The 17,559-nt window shown below is 62.3% G+C and carries 23 protein-coding genes; 2 read left to right on the plus strand and 21 right to left on the minus strand.

What is annotated here, in order from left to right:
* Position 1: 1 nt before the first annotated feature.
* From VQ042_RS11485 to VQ042_RS11495, 3 genes are all read right to left on the minus strand, one after another.
* Complete coding sequence (locus VQ042_RS11485) at positions 2–352, minus strand: hypothetical protein (RefSeq protein ID WP_331819294.1); 351 nt, start codon at positions 350–352, stop codon at positions 2–4.
* Between the two features lie 2 nt (positions 353–354).
* Positions 355–807, minus strand: coding sequence for a hypothetical protein (locus VQ042_RS11490; RefSeq protein ID WP_331819296.1), 453 nt, complete (start codon positions 805–807; stop codon positions 355–357).
* A gap of 85 nt (positions 808–892) precedes the next feature.
* Positions 893–1,765, minus strand: coding sequence for a hypothetical protein (locus tag VQ042_RS11495; RefSeq protein WP_331819298.1), 873 nt, complete (start codon positions 1,763–1,765; stop codon positions 893–895).
* Between the two features lie 239 nt (positions 1,766–2,004).
* Between VQ042_RS11495 and VQ042_RS11500 the strand changes: the two genes are divergently transcribed.
* Positions 2,005–2,880: an FkbM family methyltransferase gene (locus tag VQ042_RS11500; protein WP_331819300.1), complete on the plus strand. Its 876-nt coding sequence runs from the start codon at positions 2,005–2,007 to the stop codon at positions 2,878–2,880.
* Between the two features lie 178 nt (positions 2,881–3,058).
* Entirely contained in the window at positions 3,059–3,841 is a 783-nt protein-coding gene (locus VQ042_RS11505) for a GDSL-type esterase/lipase family protein (RefSeq protein ID WP_331819302.1), read from the plus strand.
* Here VQ042_RS11505 and VQ042_RS11510 read toward each other — a convergent pair.
* The 18 genes from VQ042_RS11510 to VQ042_RS11595 all read right to left on the minus strand — a co-directional run bounded on the left by VQ042_RS11510 (position 3,767) and on the right by VQ042_RS11595 (position 17,559).
* Entirely contained in the window at positions 3,767–4,507 is a 741-nt protein-coding gene (locus VQ042_RS11510; RefSeq protein ID WP_331819304.1) for a hypothetical protein, read from the minus strand. The two genes, VQ042_RS11505 and VQ042_RS11510, sit on opposite strands and share 75 nt — an antisense overlap.
* Positions 4,508–4,521: 14 nt before the next feature.
* The gene (locus VQ042_RS11515; protein ID WP_331819306.1) at positions 4,522–6,255 is read right to left on the minus strand and encodes a sialate O-acetylesterase; all 1,734 of its coding nucleotides are present in this window, start codon (positions 6,253–6,255) and stop codon (positions 4,522–4,524) included.
* A gap of 67 nt (positions 6,256–6,322) precedes the next feature.
* Positions 6,323–6,721, minus strand: coding sequence for a hypothetical protein (locus VQ042_RS11520; protein WP_331819308.1), 399 nt, complete (start codon positions 6,719–6,721; stop codon positions 6,323–6,325).
* An 11-nt stretch (positions 6,722–6,732) separates the two neighbouring features.
* Entirely contained in the window at positions 6,733–8,868 is a 2,136-nt protein-coding gene (locus tag VQ042_RS11525; protein WP_331819310.1) for a hypothetical protein, read from the minus strand.
* A complete protein-coding gene (locus tag VQ042_RS11530) occupies positions 8,869–9,267 on the minus strand; it encodes a DUF6950 family protein (protein ID WP_331819312.1) in 399 nt (132 codons plus the stop codon).
* Complete coding sequence (locus VQ042_RS11535) at positions 9,252–9,818, minus strand: hypothetical protein (protein ID WP_331819314.1); 567 nt, start codon at positions 9,816–9,818, stop codon at positions 9,252–9,254. The genes VQ042_RS11530 and VQ042_RS11535 overlap by 16 nt, the downstream gene beginning before the upstream one ends.
* Positions 9,818–10,495, minus strand: coding sequence for a hypothetical protein (locus VQ042_RS11540; protein WP_331819316.1), 678 nt, complete (start codon positions 10,493–10,495; stop codon positions 9,818–9,820). The genes VQ042_RS11535 and VQ042_RS11540 overlap by 1 nt, the downstream gene beginning before the upstream one ends.
* Positions 10,496–12,268, minus strand: coding sequence for a phage tail tape measure protein (locus VQ042_RS11545; RefSeq protein ID WP_331819319.1), 1,773 nt, complete (start codon positions 12,266–12,268; stop codon positions 10,496–10,498).
* Positions 12,269–12,271: 3 nt separating this feature from the next.
* Positions 12,272–12,484, minus strand: a complete 213-nt coding sequence (locus tag VQ042_RS11550; protein WP_331819321.1) for a hypothetical protein — start codon at positions 12,482–12,484, stop codon at positions 12,272–12,274.
* Positions 12,485–12,570: 86 nt separating this feature from the next.
* The gene (locus tag VQ042_RS11555; RefSeq protein ID WP_331819323.1) at positions 12,571–12,930 is read right to left on the minus strand and encodes a hypothetical protein; all 360 of its coding nucleotides are present in this window, start codon (positions 12,928–12,930) and stop codon (positions 12,571–12,573) included.
* A complete protein-coding gene (locus tag VQ042_RS11560) occupies positions 12,930–13,355 on the minus strand; it encodes a phage tail tube protein (protein WP_331819325.1) in 426 nt (141 codons plus the stop codon). Before VQ042_RS11560 ends, VQ042_RS11555 begins: the two co-directional genes overlap by 1 nt.
* A gap of 1 nt (position 13,356) precedes the next feature.
* Positions 13,357–13,755 (minus strand): DUF3168 domain-containing protein, encoded by a 399-nt coding sequence (locus VQ042_RS11565; RefSeq protein WP_331819327.1) that lies wholly within the window; start codon positions 13,753–13,755, stop codon positions 13,357–13,359.
* A gap of 3 nt (positions 13,756–13,758) precedes the next feature.
* A complete protein-coding gene (locus tag VQ042_RS11570; protein ID WP_331819329.1) occupies positions 13,759–14,229 on the minus strand; it encodes an HK97 gp10 family phage protein in 471 nt (156 codons plus the stop codon).
* Positions 14,229–14,555, minus strand: coding sequence for a phage head closure protein (locus VQ042_RS11575; RefSeq protein ID WP_331819331.1), 327 nt, complete (start codon positions 14,553–14,555; stop codon positions 14,229–14,231). Before VQ042_RS11575 ends, VQ042_RS11570 begins: the two co-directional genes overlap by 1 nt.
* On the minus strand, positions 14,555–15,145 hold the full coding sequence (locus tag VQ042_RS11580) for a head-tail connector protein (RefSeq protein WP_331819333.1): 591 nt from the start codon (positions 15,143–15,145) through the stop codon (positions 14,555–14,557). Before VQ042_RS11580 ends, VQ042_RS11575 begins: the two co-directional genes overlap by 1 nt.
* Positions 15,142–15,330 carry a hypothetical protein gene (locus VQ042_RS11585; protein ID WP_331819335.1) on the minus strand — a complete coding sequence of 63 codons (189 nt, stop codon included), beginning with the start codon at positions 15,328–15,330 and terminating at the stop codon, positions 15,142–15,144. The genes VQ042_RS11580 and VQ042_RS11585 overlap by 4 nt, the downstream gene beginning before the upstream one ends.
* 66 nt (positions 15,331–15,396) lie before the next feature.
* Positions 15,397–16,833 (minus strand): phage major capsid protein, encoded by a 1,437-nt coding sequence (locus VQ042_RS11590; RefSeq protein WP_331819337.1) that lies wholly within the window; start codon positions 16,831–16,833, stop codon positions 15,397–15,399.
* 33 nt (positions 16,834–16,866) lie between these two features.
* Complete coding sequence (locus tag VQ042_RS11595; RefSeq protein ID WP_331819339.1) at positions 16,867–17,559, minus strand: HK97 family phage prohead protease; 693 nt, start codon at positions 17,557–17,559, stop codon at positions 16,867–16,869.

The raw sequence follows: 17,559 nt of genomic DNA on the forward strand, positions 1-17,559 counted from the left end.
GTCAACGCCGCCGGCTCATCTCGTGGCGCAGTTCCTGCACCTCTTCCTTGTGATCGATCACGGCCCGGGTATGCGCGTCCACCGCTGCCGTGAGCGCCCGCGTCGCGGCCGCCTGGTCCCTCACTGCCATCGCGGACTCCGTCGTCGCGTATGCCTGTCCTGTGACCTCGGTGGTCAGGCACTTGATCGCCTGGCTGTCGAAGAAGTCTGTCGCCACTTCAAGTCCGGCTCGGTTGGTCGGTTCCGGTGCGCTTTTCCCCCTCTTGAACCCGAGCCCGGCAGCGAGGCCGACGATCAGGATGACGAGGGCATTGGCGAGACTCTCTAGGTCGATTCCTGCCAGCCACTCCATGCCTACCGCCTCGCTGCATTTTTCCCCACGTCCGACCAGGAGCGATAGGTGTTCATGATTTCGAGCAGCACCATGGTCGACCAGCCGATGACGCCCGAGAGCGCCCCACCGCCGCTGACGGCCGCCAGGAGGAAGCCGAGGCTGACTTGCGACCAGATCGCGACGCCGATGATCGATGCGACTGCGCGAATATGCGGCGAGAAGGCGAAGCCCTTGAACGTCCCGTTGATGGTCAGTGCAGCCATCCGAACCAGACCGCAGCCGGCGAACACCCACGCCCAGGTCTGTTCGGTCGCCCAGCGCGCGAGCGTGCTGTAGGACGGAGACAGGGTGAACATGTCGGGCATGACCTGGAGGACCGCCCACATGCCGATCGCCGGCCAGAGCATCACCCACTCTGACACGCGGATCGGGAAGTGGTCGGCGACGCCACGGTAGATGCGCAGAACCATCATAGCGCCACCGCAGGCGATCTGATCAACCAGACCAGCGTGACCACCAGCCCAGCGACCGTGCCCCAGAACGCAATGCGCAGCACGCTCACGATGCTGGCCCGGTGAACCGCTTGTCGGTCGCACGGTATGCCCCGAAGGCTGCCGCTGCGGCGCCGACGAGCGTCATGACCGCCGCGCTTACCTCGGCTGTGTTCAGGTCGGACGGCAGCACGTCGAACGAGACGACGACGGTCCAGATGGCGCCAGCGATCGCGGTCCACTTACCGGCGCCGACTGCCTTGCCGCTCTGCTCGATCGGTGAAAGGTCAGGCTTGAGCGGCGGGCCGCCGTTGTGTCCGGTCGGTGCAGGCATGACTGGCTCCTCGATGACTTCGGGACGTGGGACAGGGATCGGAGCCGGCGCTGGCATGGCGTCGCCGAGCTCCTTCATTTCGTCGATGACCCGCTCGAATTCCTCCGGGCTCACCAGCGCCTTGTTCAGCGGATCGCCTGTGTAATAGCTCTGCCCGCGCACAAGCTGCCGATGCTGGCCGCGCACACCCGACAGAACCGGGAACGATGCCCACTCCATCGCGAGCTGCTTGGCGAACTCGGTACGGCTGATCTGGCCGGCCATGAACGCCTCGTAGCCGCGGCGCTTCATCAGGTGGAAGCCGAGCCGGTCCTGCAGGTCTGCGTCGAGGATTTGCGTCCCGCGCAGCCCCAGCTCGCGCTTCAAGTCCGTGAGCGTCGCGCGCATGAACTGGTAGCCACCGGTGGCCGACGAGCCGAAGCGGTTCGACCAGGACGACTGCGCCCCCAGCACCTCGTCGATCGTCATCTGCGTGACGGGTTTCGGAAGCTTGTCCTGATTGAAGCCGAAGATGACGTTGTAGCCGGACGGGCCATCGGTGCCGACTTCCGTGGCGCGCACGAAGTCGAGCATCCGAGCCGCGGCGAGCGGAACGGTGCGGTCCATCAGCCCCTCCCCTCATGCAGGCGCACGAAGGCGCGCCCCTGTGCGGACGTGTCCATGGTGGTTCTCCTGTGGGTGTTTGAGTGTGGCGCCCGCTTGAGGCGGGCCATTGTGGATGATGTGCGGTCGGTGGTAGACGCGCCGGGCGAACGAGCCTTTAGGAGAGTGGGCGAAAATCCCCTTCGGTGGCTGGCACGCATTGCGGACAGGAGCCCTACGATGGCGCTCGGGAGAGGTTGAGCATGCTTTTTCGAAAACGAGTTGCCGGCAGCCTCAACACACTTCGTTACGTGTTTGACCACCCTATAAACCGAGACAACCGTTTTCGAGCGTTGTGGCGACTTGGGCAGTGGCAGTGCAGAAGCCGGTTGACTTCGAGCGAGATAGTTTTCGATTGGGTTGGCGACTCAAAGCTCGCTGTTCGAAAAGGCATGTATGGCGCTACGGGTAACATTTACTGCGGAATCCATGAATTCTCTGAAATGGGGTTCATTCTTCACTTCTTGCGCCCCGACGACCTCTTCTGCGATATCGGAGCGAATATTGGAAGCTATACAATTCTCGCTTCGAAGGTCACAAGTGCTAAGACCTACTCGTTCGAGCCGGACCCAGTCAGCGCTGCACACCTGGCGACGAACGTCACGCTGAATGGCGTGAACGATCTGGTTCAGGTCCACCAGATTGCACTAGGCGCAGAAAGCGGCCACGCCAGATTTACGATCGGGCAAGGACCAGTAAATAAAATAACTAGCGACGCTAGAATTTCGACAAGGGAAGTTCCCGTCCGCAGCCTGGATTCTGTCCTGGATGGTCGATGCCCTACGGCGATGAAGATTGACGTCGAAGGATATGAAGAAAATGTGCTGCGGGGGGCGACTAGGACTCTAGAGAACCCAATATTGCAGGCCATAACTATTGAGACCATGACGCCCTGGCTAGAGACAACGGTGGCCGCGGCAGGCTTCCGTAAAATTTATTACGATCCCCGCACACGCCGTCTGTCAGAAGTGCGGCCTGATTTTGCGATTCACAACACCCTTCTCATTCGCGACCAAGCTATGGTCAAGGATCGGCTAGTCACCGCACCTCCGTTTTCCATATTTGGCCGCCATTTCTGAATGTGCATCTACATGCTTTTCATTGGAATCATACCTGCGTAAGCGCTTCGATCGCTGAACCGGAGGTTCGCCAGCCAGCTTGCCGGGCATGGCACGCGAGAGACCGCCGGCTTTACCGAAACAGGCTCTGTGGTATGGGTCGGACAGAAAAAACAGGAGCTGACGGGAAGTCACTCAGATGCGCAGACCTACGCTCGTCACCCTCGGCGCGATTGCTTTCGCCGCAAGTTTTCTATCAGGCGCAGCAATGATGCATTTTCGTTTGCCGCAGCTGTTGCTGTCATCTGTTTCCGGAAGTGTTTATTCATGGGAGACACAGCCGCTTTACAGGCACCGGGCAGATCTCTTTGAACGACTGGCGGCCAGTTCCGAAGTTACGATGATTGGGGACTCCATAACCGCTCTTGGGGAATGGTCAGAGATACTCCCTCGGCTTCGAGTGGCCAATCGCGGCATATCCGGCGATACAACCCAGGGCGTTCAGAAGCGGCTGGGCCCCATCCTCGCCACCGACGCAGACGTCTATGCTATCATGCTGGGCGTAAACGATTTCCGGTTGCTCGGGGCTTCGGCATCCGACGTTTTCAGTCGCTATGAGACAATCGTTGACGCCCTGCCCCGGAGTTCGGCGGTGGTCGTGTTCTCTACCCTGCTCGTGTCTGAAGACGGATCAGAAGAGACTAACGAACAAGTCCGGCAACTCAATTCGCAACTTTCAAACAAATGCAAAACTGAGAAGTGTGCCTTCGTTGATCTCAATGCCTCCTTGGCCCCCAACGGCAGCCTTGATGAACAATTTTCGCTCGATGGCCTTCATCTGAACGGATCCGGCTATCTTCTATGGGCGGACATTTTTCAGTTAAAGCTCCGGGATGTAAGCCCTCAATTAGCAGGCGATGCCATAGACGGCGAGCGCGGTTCTGACCTCGCCATAGGCGCTGAGCAGCTCGGAGTCCGTTAGTACCCGGTGCCAAACGAGCGCCGCAGCAAAGTCAGAAGGATTTGCAAGTGAGGAGTTTCGCAGTGTTCCGAGCGCGACCTTCCGTGTATCCACGACCCTCGTAGCCGTTCCGGTGGCGGTGTTACCTTTGACCCGAACGCCGCCTTTGAATTCGTCGATAGCAAGGCTCGGATTGACCAATCCGCCAACTCGCCCAGAGACCATCCTGAACTCTGACGTAGGCGCTGCCGGGGCTCCTGTTAGATCAATCGAAAGTCCGCTCACAGAGCCCGCGCTTGTGGCCACCTGCAGCCTCTGAACGGTATCGCTCAATTGAAACAGCGCTAACTGACCCAAAACGCCGCCGGGACCTGTTGCCATGTAGATGCGGCTTGCGCTGCCGCCGTAGGCAAACACCGCAGCCACAGTAATGTTCTCGGCATCGCCCACCATCAGGTCAAGCGTGTTCTGATAGTTGATGTTCGTAATCTTGTGATCGCCGTAGGCCGGCGATCCGATCGCCTGCGCATCTGTCGAAGCCAGCGTCGCCGCGTTTACGCGGCTTGTCGCCAAGTCTCGACCGAAAGCGAACTCACCGACGAGCCCTGCCCGGTCGGTCGTCAGGTTCAGGAACCGACCGACGTTACTGGACGAGTAGTTTGCATTCGGATCTCTGAAGAGAAGCATGGTATCGTCCGATCCTAGATTTCGAAAATGGCGCACCAATTGTGCATTGGCCTGTTGATGCCACTCGGGTCGAAAACGACGCGATCACCGGCACTGTCGCGCAGATTTCCGCGAGGGCCTGTGGTCCTGCCGGCGGCATAAGTGCCACCCGGTCCCCATGCGTAACGGACCTTGAAACCGACGGGCAGCGTCGACGACGCGATGATCTTGACGCGCGTCGGCCCGAGAAGCGACACGGACGAAATTGTCAGCGGCGACCCGCCGCTATCGACAAGTTGAAAGCCGAAATTTCCGGGATTGGTGACCCAAGTCGTATCAAGGACAAGGGGCGCCGCCGGAACATCGAACTCGACAATGCAGGAGGTTCCTTGCGAGACCTTCGTCAGGGGTCGCAGGCACCGCCAAGACAGGCCGTCGATGATCACCCGCTTATAGGCAAGCCCCAGATATGCGCCGAGCCAGCGATAGGACGGTGCGTCCAGATGGACATTGTCTGATGTGTCCATCTGATAGATCGGCGTCACCAGATGGATGTCATCATTCGTGATTGCAGCGTCGAGCTGGGCCAGCGCAATGTAAGGCGTTGCAACCCCGTAAGCGCTATGCCCCGAGGTCTGGTAGCTCAACATCTGCACGTCTTGTGCCTGACCGGTGCGCGTCTTCACAGCCGCGTCCCATTCTGCAAGCAGGTCAGCCATAGCCGCAGCGTATGAGGTCCGCGTCGACAAATTAAGGTAGTCGCTTTCGCCCTGGACCCACCCAAGCGAACGCAGAGATGTGGGCTTGCCGTCGATAGCCCCGAGCGCGACGATCCGGTCGATCGCAGCCATCGCGTTCGTGAAAATCGTCGATCCCAGCCGATGCGAGCCAATCGGGGTTGATCCCTGGCCGGGCGCCATCCCGACCATCTGAAAGCCGCTGGAATCAGAATTCAGCCCGTTCTCCGAAAGAACCAGTTCGTTGATCGCGTCCGTCATCCCGGAGACGGGCGTCTCGCCTTCACCGCTCACGAGAGCTTCAACCAGCGGGGCCAGCGTCTGGCCGGTGTATGGCGTCGTGGCGCGCGTCCGAACCCCGCCGGAGAGCATCCTGGTATTGTAAGCCTGAGACACGCTGAGGGCGACGGCTCCAGCGCCGGTCGCAAGCGACTGACCGTCGACGACGATGACATCGCGCTCGTAAAGCCAGTTGCCGGTTGACCCTACCCCGGCGCCGCCCCCGATCTCTCCTGCGGCTGAAACCAGCGTGCCGCCTGTGTCAATCCGCAGGGTTGCGTAGCCATAGCCATCGACGAAGGCTACCAGAACACCCCGAGCATCGCTTTCTGCCGGAAAGACCCTCTCCAACGTGTCAACTCTGCCGGTAACGACATCCAATTCGGACAGCGCATCCGAAGTTGGATAACGAGCCATTTCCGTCTGGGTCGATACACTGTCGCGTCGGTAGCGAATAATCTCGTTGCCCGAGACCACCATGAACTGCACGCCATCGGCCACAGCAGCCCGTCCAGTCGCTATATCCGTATAGACGTTGGCATTGATGGTGGCCGCGTCTCGCGCAGCCTCAGCGCCAATACGGGCAGTGACCGCGCCGGCCTCGGCTTCTTCCGCCTGCACGGCGGAAGCGCCTATGTCGACGACTGCCTGTAGCGACTGTTGCAGAAGCAACGCAGCGGCAGGTGTCACGTCGCCAATGGGGCCTCGCGCTGGCAGAGCAATATCTGGGCCGCGCACACTGGTGTAAGCCATACGGATCTCCGGGCGTAGAAAGACCCGAGCGGGGCGAGTCTAAGAGTTTCATTTTGGAAGGAGGTGGTTAGGACGCGACTCGACCTGGGTGGACTATCAAAGGGCCGCGAAAGCGCTCGCGGCGAAGAAACCCGCCAGCCAATGTGCCAAAGGGCTCTGACTGGACGCAGAAGTGATCCCACTTGCCGATTGGAATGTCGGAAATCACCGTCTCACGCTCGACGTAGATGCTGGCGAGGCCACCGGCTGCATCGTCGATGACGATTGTGCCGTCTTCGGTGGATAGCTTTTTGATCAGCACCGAGTGGTCGTAGACGGGCCGGATGAAAATCTCGATCGTTACATCGGTCAGATCGCTTGGCTCATCGCCTTCCAAAAAGCGCGGAAGCGGATCAAGCCAATCCTCATCCTGTACAATCTCACAGGTGGCTGTGGTGTAGGGCGGCTGAACGACGACCACGGTCATGCTTTCTCCAATCAGGTTACAGGCCCGACACCTGCCGACGTGGCAGTGTCTGAACCTTCGGAATTGGTGGCTGTGACGGTGACGGTAATCGTGGTGCCGACATCGGCGGCAACAAGCGTGTATGTGCTGGCCGTCGCTCCAGAGATGGCTACGCCGTCACGCTTCCACTGGTAGGCATAAGTCGGCGTCGGATAGCCCGACCACGTGCCTGTCGTGCTGGTCAGCGTCTGGCCTTCTGCCGTCGTCCCAGAGATGACCGGAAGCGCCGAATTCGTCGGGGCGAACTCAATCGTGATGGGATAATCGCCAGACCACGGGCCGACCGCTGTAAAGCCCGCGTTCATGCGAATGCGTACCTGATGCAGCCCGCCTTCGACCACGGCACTCTCCGCGCTGTCGCGCGTTTCAGCAACCGTCATGGCCGTGTAGGTTGAAGCGGCGTCGGCTCGGAACTGCACTTCGTAATTGCGGTTTAGCGCCTGGCTTGGCGTCCAGTCCGCCCGAATGGCCGGCCCCGCAATCTGCGAAAGCGTGATCGTCGGAGGCGTAAGGTTTAGAACTGGCGAAGTGTCTGGCGGGACTGATGTTGACGTGCCCTCCTCTGCTGTAGTCCAATCGTAGGACGCCGCATTGGCGGACCGCAGGGACAGGCGAACGCCGCTCCAATCCTGCGCGATCTCCGGGCCGCCCTCGACCCAATACGGGCCGTTGATGTCCAGTTCCGGCCAGTTCAGCGTGATGACGCGCTCGCCGATGACGTTGAGCCCGGCAAGGTTCGCCGCGATCTCACCGACCCAATCGCTGTTCTCGCGAGCCATGCGGATCTTGGTGAGGCGTCGCGCCTGGCTATGCGACGGCACCTGCACCATGTCGGCAGGGACGGTGACAAGCTGGCCGGTCGCGGCGATATCGGCAGAGTCCTGCCACGGCTCGCCTTCGTTCTCTACATAGCCAAGCGCGGGATCGAGATACTGGATCGACAACTCGTTGAACCGGGACATTGCATCCGGCGGGGCGAAATTGGTCTCGATGATGTGGCCTTCGTCCGCGTCGATCGTGACGGTGGGCTCTTCCCACTTTCCGCCCTTGATCGAAACGCGACCATCCTGCGTTGGGAACAGCCGAGCGTCGCAGGCTTCCAGCAATCTGGACAGAACGTCTTTGCGCGCTTCCGTCAGCGCAACCGAAGTGGCGACGCGATAGCGCCGCTCACTACCGCCTGCGGCCAACGGTACAGCCTCGTCACAGAGGTTCGCCATGGCGATGAATGACGGCAGATCCATCTTGGCAATAGACCTGTCGTATCCGTCCTCATGCGTCAGGTAATCGAGGATGACGAGCGCCGCGTTGTCGCTCCACTCCCATGTCGCCTTGTTGCTATGGCGGTGCGCCCCGCTTCCGCCGGAAACAGTAGAATCCTTGCGAGGGTCGTAGATGCGAGCGCCACGCACCAGCGCCGAAAGCTGTGGTTCGCCTGATGGGTAATGCGCCTGAAACTCGTCGTCAGGGCCGGTCTTGCAGTAGACCACTGCATAAGCAGTCCCTCGCAGGCGGTGGTTCGTTGTCCACTCCGAAAAAGCGCCATTAAGATAGGCATCAACCGTCTGGTCATCGGTGCCGAGGTGCGTGGCAATCCGAACAAGCGGGTTTGAGCCGTTTTCGTATGGGGCAGTTTGCACCCAGCCCGCCCCGTCAACCGTTACGGCAGAATCCTGCAGGTAAATTTGTTCGATGGCGTCGATCTGACGCGAGGAAATCAGGATCGCCTTGTAAAGAGTACCGTCGCGGCTTTCGTAGAACGCCAGCGAGCCGGCCACCTTCATCCGCCCATAGTGCCAGACGCGGGGCGGGACCGCCTGCCGGGCCTCTACCTGCCCGTCACTCGGCTTCGGCTGCTGTGGGCGGTTGAACAGCGATGCGACGTAGGAGACACCAAGGCCGAGCGCGATGGTCCCGACTGTCGAGGCAATCGAGCCAAGGACGCCGACGCCGATAATGGCATTGGCAACCGTGACGCTGGCGCCGGCCTGGAACGCCGCAAGCGCGATGGGCATGAAGATCGGATCGGCGTTCGCCGGAATGGTGGTGTAGCAAAGCGATGCCAGCATGGTCGACGCGACCAGCGCGGCGCGAACAAGTCGCAGCATTCAAACTCTCCAGGCTGCGAGGATCGGCGCACGCCGAAAGCGAAGGCCGCGCTGCTCAAGGCAGGCGGTGAAGGCGCCCGTCACGATCGCGCCTAGTTCGCCCTCGGGGGCGCCCACCAGAGCGATGTCGCCCCGCTGCGGTGCGTCGGTGCGCAGAAGCCCCAACGGCGCTACAGCGGCGTCTATGAGGGCCTGACGTGAGCCGTGTTCGGCTATCAGGCGGTAGGCGCCAGTGCGGGTGGCGTAGCGGTCGCGATATCGGACGTGCGGATTGACGCCGTGGCGCACCGCCACCCACTCGCCTAGCCATGAGAGGCAATCCGTTGCAGCCCAATCGAAGGGCGTCTCCGCCGCCCGCCGCAGGAACTGCGTTAGGTCGTCCATCAAAAAGTGGGCCACGCCAGGCGCTTGTTCTTAAGCGTCGGAATAAACTGACAACCCAAGTCACCAGGAAAGCGCGCCTGCTGATCACGGTCGGACCAATAGGCGAACGCCGCAAGATTTCGCGTCGTCCAGATGGATTCCGCGCTTAGGCTAATGGACCGTTCGGACGGGCCTTTGGCGCCATACCCTATCGTGTCCATGATAAGCTGACGGACGACCCACTTGCTGCCAAGCGGTTGCAGCGTTTCCCTGTCGAGGAACAGTGCGAAGATCGTCACGTCTCGTCCGCGAACACTATCGCCAGCGCGGGCCAGCGTCACGAACTCAGGATCGACGCCCGATAGTGCGAACGTCACCTGCTCGGCCGTGTCGTTCTCGCCAAATTTGATGGACGAGATTGATCCAAGCTCGCCGGTCCCGATCCATTCGTAGCCGTCGAGATCGAGGACGCCGATGCCGTTCCAGACGCGCCGCGTGTTCTCGGCGAATGCGAACTCGACGAGGTTGACGAGGTGCACTTCCTGGCCGGCAATCGCTGCCTCTTGCAGCGCGGTAAAATCCGCCATCAGACGCTCTCAACGAAGCTGAGATCAACGAAGCCCCAGCGCGCCACTTCAAGACCGAGGCGGCCATCGTCGTCGGACATCAGGCGCATCTCACAAGTCGGCCGGGTGAAATCGACAGACTGGCCGAGCGTGACGGCATCGCGCAAAGGCGGCTCGATCGTGAACGTGGTGGCATTGATCAAGGAAGTGACGAGGTGGAGGCGACCCGCTGATGGCGAGAAGTACTGTCCAGCCTTGATCGGGGTGCCCTGACTGACGGTGATCTGCACCGTCGTGGCGCGGCGCGCAGCCGGCGCCGCGAAAGTCGCGTTGACCTGGCTCTGGGTCGGGATCTCCGGATCTTCGAACTGCGTCCCGTCAAGCTGGCGGCGTCGCGTGAAGGTCGGATCGAGCGTGCGCCCGTAAGCGTCCTTCGGCCAGTTGGCGCGAAACCAGTCGAACGCGGGGACGAGCACGGTGCCCGCTCTGCCCCTGAGCCCGATGTGGAAGGCCCGCCACGTAAGGATCGCGTCGTCATCCTTGATCGGAATGCCGGCGAGTTGCGCCATCCACCGTCCCGCGCCGGACCCCACGATCTGCTCCTGGCCGTTCGTCGAGACGCCGCCTGACCGGCTGACGTTTTGAATGGCGAAGGAGATGTTCCGCGGATAGATGCCTGCGGGCCAAGCGGTCGCCATTTAGCCGGTCCTCCGCTGTCTGTCTTGCTGTAGCTGCGGGAACTGCTTCGCGGCCTGCGCCTGCCCCTGCTGGACGCGCCGGCTTGCCACGTTGTCGGAAATCTTCTGAACCTGGACATCGAAGTAGGGGGATGGCGTGACCTGCACCTGAAACTGTCCACCGCCGCCGCCCGCGTCCTGCCCCGGCTTGGTGATGCTGACAGTCTCGTTCGGCGAGGCGCGGAACGCGACAAGCTGGCTGTCGATACCGCCCGCCCCGCCGACCTGAAACTTGCCGCCGTTGGCAAAGCCCAGGAGACTGCCAAGGCCGCTGAAGAGCCCTCCGAGAAGGCCGCCACCGCCTCCACCGAGCCCGCCGCCCCCGCCGAAGATCGACTGGAAGGCGCTGTTCATCAGCATGTCGGCAAGGCTAGCGAGGACTTCGGATAGCGCTTCCTTGACCGTCTTCGAGCCGTCGATGAGGCCCTTGAACGCGCCGGAAACGGAGCTTGAGATGGCCGAGACGATGCTTTCGGTCGTGCCCGCCATGCTGGTCAGGCCGTTGTTCAGGCCCTCCATCACGTAGCCGCCCATTTCGTGCATGACCTTCGACGGAGAGTCGATGCCGAGCGGGTCGCCGAAGATGTAGCGGATGGACTTACCCATCGATCCGACGCTCGCCTTGACCGCGCCGAACCCTTCCGTGATGCCGTTCTTCAGGCCCGCCATGATGTCGCGGCCAACCTGCGCCATCTGCTCGGGTATCGCCTGGAATGCCCCGATGATCTCGCCGGCAAGCTGCCGGATCTCCGAAACCATCTGCTGGACTGCGGCGATCGACTCATCCTTCATCGCCACCATGCTGGCGACGAAGCGATTGCGCACTTCGATCACGCTATTCCACGACGCCTCGAACTCGGCCCATACGGCTCGAACGCCTGCACCGAACTCGTTGAGCGTCGTCTTCACCGACATGATGCCGGTTCCGATGTTGCTAAACGCGGTGATTGTGGACTGCGCGAATGCCCGGATCTGAGGGGCGTTCTCAACCATCCAGTTCGTGAACTGCACGAGGTACGGGAGAACGTCCGTTGCGATCTTGGCGGACAGATTGCCCATGACGCCAGTCAGCCGTGAGATGTTGTCGTTGAACACCTCCGCGCTTTTGCCCATACCCTCCGTGAAGACCTGGCCGAAATTGTCGGCCTCGTTCATCAGGTCCTGGAGCGCCGCGGAGCCACCGTTGAGCATCGGGATCATGTTCGTTCCCGAACGCCCCATAAGCTCCATGGCGAGCGCAGTCTTCTCCGCGCCATCCGGCATGGTCGCGAACTTGTCTGAGATCTCCCCCATCACCTGGCTGGCGGACTTCAGCGATCCGTCCGCATTGGTCGCGGAGATGCCGAGCTGCGCGAAGGAGTCTACTGCCTCCTTGGTCCCGTTCTTCGCGTCATTCATCATGCGCGACAGGCGACCGACGCTCGTCTGAAGCTGCTCGAACGAGAGCCCCGAGAGGTCTGCCGCGTATTTCAGGCGAGACAGTTCCTCAATCGGAACGCCGATCTTGGATGCCGCTTTCGACATATCGTCGGCCGCGTCGATCGTGGTCTTGACCGAGTAGGCCATCGCTGTTGCGGCAGTGGCACCGGCAGCCCCGACAGCCAGCAGACCGACCTTCGCCATTCGGCCGAACTTCTGGATGCCGGTCTCGGCCTGCTTGAGCCCCTTGTTGAAGGTGGCGGAGTCGATGCCGAGGTTGACCCGGAGGGCGCCGATTACTGCACTACCGGCCATCGCTCACCTGTTCCGTCTTGCGCCTGCGAGCCACGATCGCGTCACTGCCTCGATGTCCTCGGGCGACATGCGGCGTGGGCCGCTGTCTTCCTTGGGCATGATGTCGCGGAGCTTCGGCATTTTCTTTGATCGGTAGAGCGCCGCGGTCGTCCACGCCTGCCAAGCAAGGTTCTCGCGCTCGCGCCGCATGCGCTTTGTTTCGCCTTCGAGGACCAAGGAGACCTCGAAGAGCGTCAGATCCCAGAACAGCCCGTAAGACTGTCCGGCGCCAATCCATTCAGAGATAAGCGACGACCAGTCGATTAAGCCGTCGTCGCCTTCCGAGGGCGGTTGGCACCGCCTTTCTGGTCCTTGGCTTTCGGCTGCATTCTCTCGAATGCCTGACCGATCAGGACGCCGGCGTGCTCCTGACCGATGTCATCGATGATGTCGTCGCAGTCTTCCATCGTGATGTCGGGGTGCCGGCCCTGGAGCGAGCCCATGAAGACGGTCGTGAACAGTTCGATCCGCGCCGTCTCTTCGTCCCCAAGCGCCTTGCCGATGGCCGGGAAGGCAAGGCCGGTTTTGGCTTCGATGGACCGAACGGCGCCGTTGCCGAGCCGCATGGTCCACTTCTTGCCGAGCGCGTCGAACTCGACTTCACCGCGAAGATCGTTCGCCATCACGCAGCCGCCGTCCACGTTTCAGCGCCAGACGGGGCGACCGTGATCGTTGCCGTCATCCGATCGTCGATCGGGATTGCCTTGCTGTAGGTCAGCAGGGTCGCATCGAACGAGACGGTGACGCCGTTCGGGAACTCGATCTGATGCTGGCGAGTCTCGCCGCTGGCCTGCAGTTCGCGAAGGAAAACGTCGGTCGCGCTGCCTGGAACCCAATTGATGGTGAAGCTCGCCTCGCCGGGATCAATCAGACCGGAGATGAACTCGCGGCGCCGATCGGGGCTCTGCATGTGGGTCACGTCGACACGATCGGTCGATTCCTCGCCGGGCGTGATCTCGGTGACCTCGCCGATTTCCGTCAGCGCGCCGGGATCAAGCCCGTCATGGATAGAATACTTCGAAAGATAGCCGATAAGTGCGTCCGACATCTTAGATCTCCTGATTGTGCCAGATGATGAAGTCGAGGCTCACGCGGTGGAACCATTCCCCGCCGGAGCCCTGTTCGTAGGATTGCCGCTCGCTCTCGATGAACGAACCCTGCAGCCGCACGCCGCTGACAGTTGTCGCGACGCCGCTCAGCGCGGTCTTCACCGCGCGAGAGACGCCGATGGCGGACGCGAAGGTCTTGCCCCATGCGTCGATCTGAATGCGGCTCGCCACGAGCCCAGAGGCGCCGGCCATGGTGTAGTCGGGCGTCCCGCCAACTCGGGTTAGGACGACAGACGGCGTGGCCGAGGCCTGCGGTCGCGCGTTCCAATTGACCCGATTGTCGACGAGCGCTGTCAGCCCGGCGGTGGCCAGGAGATAGCCGGTCAGAGCTTCTTCCATTGATCAGCCCTTCCTGGCGAGCCGTGCCATCTTGCGGGCGTGGCGCTGTGCGGCCTTCTCGATCTCGGCCCAGAGATCCGCCTTCAGACCGTCGAGCAGTTCGTCCTTGCCGGCATCCCATGACGAGCGCGCCCAGCCGGCAGGGGCATTGTTCGGGCCGCCGAACTCCGTCAGGTGCGCCTGGGGCAGCGGCCCCGCACCGACGAACATCTCGACTGATGCCTTGTCGTTCTTGAACGCCTTGCGGTGAAGGCCGCGCTGTCGCTTGGAGAGTTTTGTCCCCACGCCGACGCTGTCGCGAAGTTGGCCGCCGTCCTCGATATCCACCGGAGCCTTTGACCGCATTGCATTTGCGATAGGCTGTGCCCGCTTCTTGAGGACACGGCGTAGGACCGACTTGCCCGTCGAGCGCGGCAGTTCCTCCAGAGCGCGCTCCAGTTCGCGAAGACCCTCCACCTTGACCGTCTGCGCCATCAGTCGGCCCTTGCGTTAGCGGTGATCTCCAGCCCCTCGCGGCGCCCGATCTCCTTCACCGCCACGACGTTGTAGGTCCTGCCTTCGAAGGTGATGCTCACCTGCGGATCGAGATCCGCGAAGGTCGTTGCCCAGCGAATGCGGAACCTCGTTGTGACTTCGGCGCCGACCTCCTGCGCAGTCCAGCGCTCGCCGTCGCGGATGTCTTCCTTGGACGCCCACACCGTCGTTTCCGTGGTGCTGAAGATCGGCTCGTTGAACGCGTCGCGCCCGGTCTCGGTCTCGCGCACGATGGTGATGCGCCGATCCATGCGGCCGGCGTCCATCAGATCGTCATCCGTCGATAGGGCGTGATCAGCCGCTCGACCGTCGTGCTCATGTCGATCCTGCCCGAGCCGCGCTCAGAAACTGTCGCCCGGTTCTCGTAGAGGTCGCCGATCATCAGCAGGATTGCCGAGCGGATGGGTGCCGGCACGTCCTCTGCGGCCTCGCCATACCCGGCAGTGAAGGTCACACGCACCGACCCGGCATCGACGCGAGCGGACGGCCACACGGTGTCCAGCGAGGCCGCCACGTAGGCGCTCAGGTGATCGGAGAGGATGCGGAACGTTCCGCTGTCGACGGTCTGCTCGGCGCCACTGGCATCGTCGTATGTGACCGCGGCGGCCGACACGTTCGGCAGCGGGAGGCGAAGGATGCGGCAGAAGCCGTCGAAGTCCTGGCGCCATCCCTGATTGATCAGGGCCCGGCCGAGAACACCGCTGTAGCCGTCGAGATGCGCCGTGGCCGCCTCGATGTACGCGGTGATCAGATTGTCCTCGTCGTCATGGTCGACGCGCAGATGCTTTTTGGCCTCGACCAGCGCGACAGGGAGCGCCGCCGGCGCCGTGATGAGAACCGGCGGGCGCGAGATCATTTGGCGGCCTTGTTCTTCGGCGCCCGCTCGGCCTTGTTCGCGGCCTTCGGCTCTGCCTTCTTGCTCGGCTCCTTCAGGACGCCGTTCCGTACCAGCGCGGCGGCATCCCCTTCGGAGATCTCGCGCTCCTCGCCTGGCATATACATGCGGTCGCCGAGGTGCTGTCGGATCACTTCGTACTTCATGGCAGTGACTCCTTCGGTTCATGAAGAGGGCGCCCCGTAGGCCGCCCTCCGTGATGAGCCGAACGATTAGACGACGAAGCCCAGGTCGCCGTAGATGAAGGCTTCCGGCCGATACACAGCCAGGGCCAGACGCTCTTCGGCGAGGATGGTGACGAGGTTCTTCGTGAAGTCGTCGTTCACGTAGCCCGTCTCCACGCGGGCGTCCCAACGGTCGAAGACCTGGGCGCCAAGCTGGAAGGCGCCAGTCAGGAACTTGTCGACCGCGATCGCCTGCGTCGTGACCACCGGCAGGCTCCAGAGCGTCGGCTGCGCCGTGCCCTGCGGAACACCGATGATGTAGTTGCCGTCGGCATCCTTGGTCAGTTCGATCCGCGCCCAATCGGTCGGGTGCATCACGTGGCCGGTCGCCGGGTACTCAGCCAGCGCCGCCTGGAGCATCGCGAGGCGCATCGTGTCGATGGCCGTCGGTGCAGTCGGCGCGAACGGGGCAACATAGGCCGTCGCCTGCGGGATGATCCCGTTCAGGTTCTGGCCGGTGCCGTCGCCATTCAGGAGCTGCGCTTCCTCGACATAGGCGAGGCCGTACAGCAGGCGCTGGTCGATGATCGAACGAAGCTGCGACACGTCCGACAGAGCCTGACGCGAAGCCTTCATCCAGTGCGCGATCACTTTCGCCGAGGTCGAGACCAGATCGAACTTCAGATCCGATTCCGGCTTCGCGGCACCTTCCGCGACCGTGGCCGCGCCGTTCACGAAGCCCGTCTCCTTGACGTACTCCAGCGTGTTGCCGTCCATCTGGCCCTGGGTGAGCAGATCGCGGACGGTCATGCGGCGCTGCGGCAGCGGCATGATACCTGGGAGACGGGTCTGGTTCACCGCGTCGCCGACAGAGCCGGCGGCATCGGTGGTCGCCGTGGTCAGCGTCGCCTTGACGTTGAGATCGGCGGCGCGGGCGCCCTTGGAGAAGCCGGTTGCCTCGAAGGCCTTGTAGCCCTCGCTCTCGACGAACTGCTCGCCGATCGTCTTCCGACGTTCGTTCTGATCGCCACCGCCGCGGGACATCTTCTGCTCGATGCCGGCGACCTGTTCGGCCAGTTCGTTCATCTTGGTCAGGGCCTCGTCGGCGGTTTGCTTCAGAGAAGCGGACATCTCCTCGCCGGCCTTCGCCTTGCCAAGCGCTTCCTCGGCGACAGCCTTCACCTTGTCGACGGCCTCGCTGTGCGCGGCCTTGACCTCGGCAGCGAGCTCGGTAGCCGTCTTCTGGCCGCCGCTGCCAGCGCCCTTGTCGGCATCGAAGAGAATGCGGGGCAGAAAGCGGTGGGTGTCTGTGAAACTGGCGAAGCGAGCGACACCGCCGGCGCCGATCGCCGAGGCGACAGTGCCGAGGCTCATGAATTCTGCAGGACCAATCGGGCCTGCGGCGGCGTTCGCGCTGCCAGTGATGAAGACGCCGATGGTGGCGACAAGCGCCACCGCCAGCATCGAAAAGATGCTCTTGCTCATTGCATTGCCCTTTCTAGGCGGGGGAAATGGCCGTCAGGCCGTCAGAGCGCGCAGGAATGCGAGCCCATCGTTCTCCGCGTCGGCAGGTTCCCCCTGCCCCTTCAGGTGGACGCGCGCGGCACGCTCCGCCTGTGAGTTCGAGAAGCCCAATCCCTTGAGCCAGGTCTCGAACTCGCGTTCTGTCAGCCGGTCCCCGGCCTTCAGACGTTCGTTGAGTTCATGCGCCGCCTTCGCAGCTTTCACGCTGGAGACGACGGCATTCTCGTTCGCGCCGATCGACACGACGGACACCTCAAGCAGGTCGAGCTTTTCCAGCGTCCAGACCCCGGTATCCGTGTCGACGGAATATTCCCTGATGCGATAGCCGATCGACAGGCCATCGATGTCGCCTTCCTTCAGGAGCGCATAGGCTTCCTTGGCACGCTGGACGTTCATGTTCAGCTTGCCGCGCATCAGAAGGCCGCTGTCGTCTTCCTCGGCCTCCAGCCACTTGCCGATCGGCTCCGACGCATCGTGCTGCCAGAACATCTTCGGCATCGTGCCCTTGGCCTTGTGAGCGGCCAGACTGTCGGCATAGGCGCCGGCAGCGATCACGTCCCCGTAGCTGTCCGGTTCGCCGCCAAAGGTCGAGCCGTAGCCCTCGAACTCGCCGCTCTTGTCCAGCGCCTTGATGTCGAGCACCGGCGCCGCCTGCTTCATCAGCAGGGCTGCATCCTTGGTCTTCAT

Origin of the sequence: Aurantimonas sp. A2-1-M11, assembly GCF_036549475.1 — a bacterium.
Taxonomy (GTDB): domain Bacteria; phylum Pseudomonadota; class Alphaproteobacteria; order Rhizobiales; family Rhizobiaceae; genus Aurantimonas.

Coding starts and splice junctions, on each gene's coding strand:
- VQ042_RS11485 (WP_331819294.1), bottom strand. CDS start 352: ATGGAGTGGCTGGCAGGAATCGACCTAGAGAGTCTCGCCAATGCCCTC.
- VQ042_RS11490 (WP_331819296.1), bottom strand. CDS start 807: ATGATGGTTCTGCGCATCTACCGTGGCGTCGCCGACCACTTCCCGATC.
- VQ042_RS11495 (WP_331819298.1), bottom strand. CDS start 1,765: ATGGACCGCACCGTTCCGCTCGCCGCGGCTCGGATGCTCGACTTCGTG.
- VQ042_RS11500 (WP_331819300.1), top strand. CDS start 2,005: ATGCTTTTTCGAAAACGAGTTGCCGGCAGCCTCAACACACTTCGTTAC.
- VQ042_RS11505 (WP_331819302.1), top strand. CDS start 3,059: ATGCGCAGACCTACGCTCGTCACCCTCGGCGCGATTGCTTTCGCCGCA.
- VQ042_RS11510 (WP_331819304.1), bottom strand. CDS start 4,507: ATGCTTCTCTTCAGAGATCCGAATGCAAACTACTCGTCCAGTAACGTC.
- VQ042_RS11515 (WP_331819306.1), bottom strand. CDS start 6,255: ATGGCTTACACCAGTGTGCGCGGCCCAGATATTGCTCTGCCAGCGCGA.
- VQ042_RS11520 (WP_331819308.1), bottom strand. CDS start 6,721: ATGACCGTGGTCGTCGTTCAGCCGCCCTACACCACAGCCACCTGTGAG.
- VQ042_RS11525 (WP_331819310.1), bottom strand. CDS start 8,868: ATGCTGCGACTTGTTCGCGCCGCGCTGGTCGCGTCGACCATGCTGGCA.
- VQ042_RS11535 (WP_331819314.1), bottom strand. CDS start 9,818: ATGGCGGATTTTACCGCGCTGCAAGAGGCAGCGATTGCCGGCCAGGAA.
- VQ042_RS11540 (WP_331819316.1), bottom strand. CDS start 10,495: ATGGCGACCGCTTGGCCCGCAGGCATCTATCCGCGGAACATCTCCTTC.
- VQ042_RS11545 (WP_331819319.1), bottom strand. CDS start 12,268: ATGGCCGGTAGTGCAGTAATCGGCGCCCTCCGGGTCAACCTCGGCATC.
- VQ042_RS11555 (WP_331819323.1), bottom strand. CDS start 12,930: ATGGCGAACGATCTTCGCGGTGAAGTCGAGTTCGACGCGCTCGGCAAG.
- VQ042_RS11560 (WP_331819325.1), bottom strand. CDS start 13,355: ATGTCGGACGCACTTATCGGCTATCTTTCGAAGTATTCTATCCATGAC.
- VQ042_RS11565 (WP_331819327.1), bottom strand. CDS start 13,755: ATGGAAGAAGCTCTGACCGGCTATCTCCTGGCCACCGCCGGGCTGACA.
- VQ042_RS11570 (WP_331819329.1), bottom strand. CDS start 14,229: ATGGCGCAGACGGTCAAGGTGGAGGGTCTTCGCGAACTGGAGCGCGCT.
- VQ042_RS11575 (WP_331819331.1), bottom strand. CDS start 14,555: ATGGACGCCGGCCGCATGGATCGGCGCATCACCATCGTGCGCGAGACC.
- VQ042_RS11580 (WP_331819333.1), bottom strand. CDS start 15,145: ATGATCTCGCGCCCGCCGGTTCTCATCACGGCGCCGGCGGCGCTCCCT.
- VQ042_RS11585 (WP_331819335.1), bottom strand. CDS start 15,330: ATGAAGTACGAAGTGATCCGACAGCACCTCGGCGACCGCATGTATATG.
- VQ042_RS11590 (WP_331819337.1), bottom strand. CDS start 16,833: ATGAGCAAGAGCATCTTTTCGATGCTGGCGGTGGCGCTTGTCGCCACC.
- VQ042_RS11595 (WP_331819339.1), bottom strand. CDS start 17,559: ATGAAGACCAAGGATGCAGCCCTGCTGATGAAGCAGGCGGCGCCGGTG.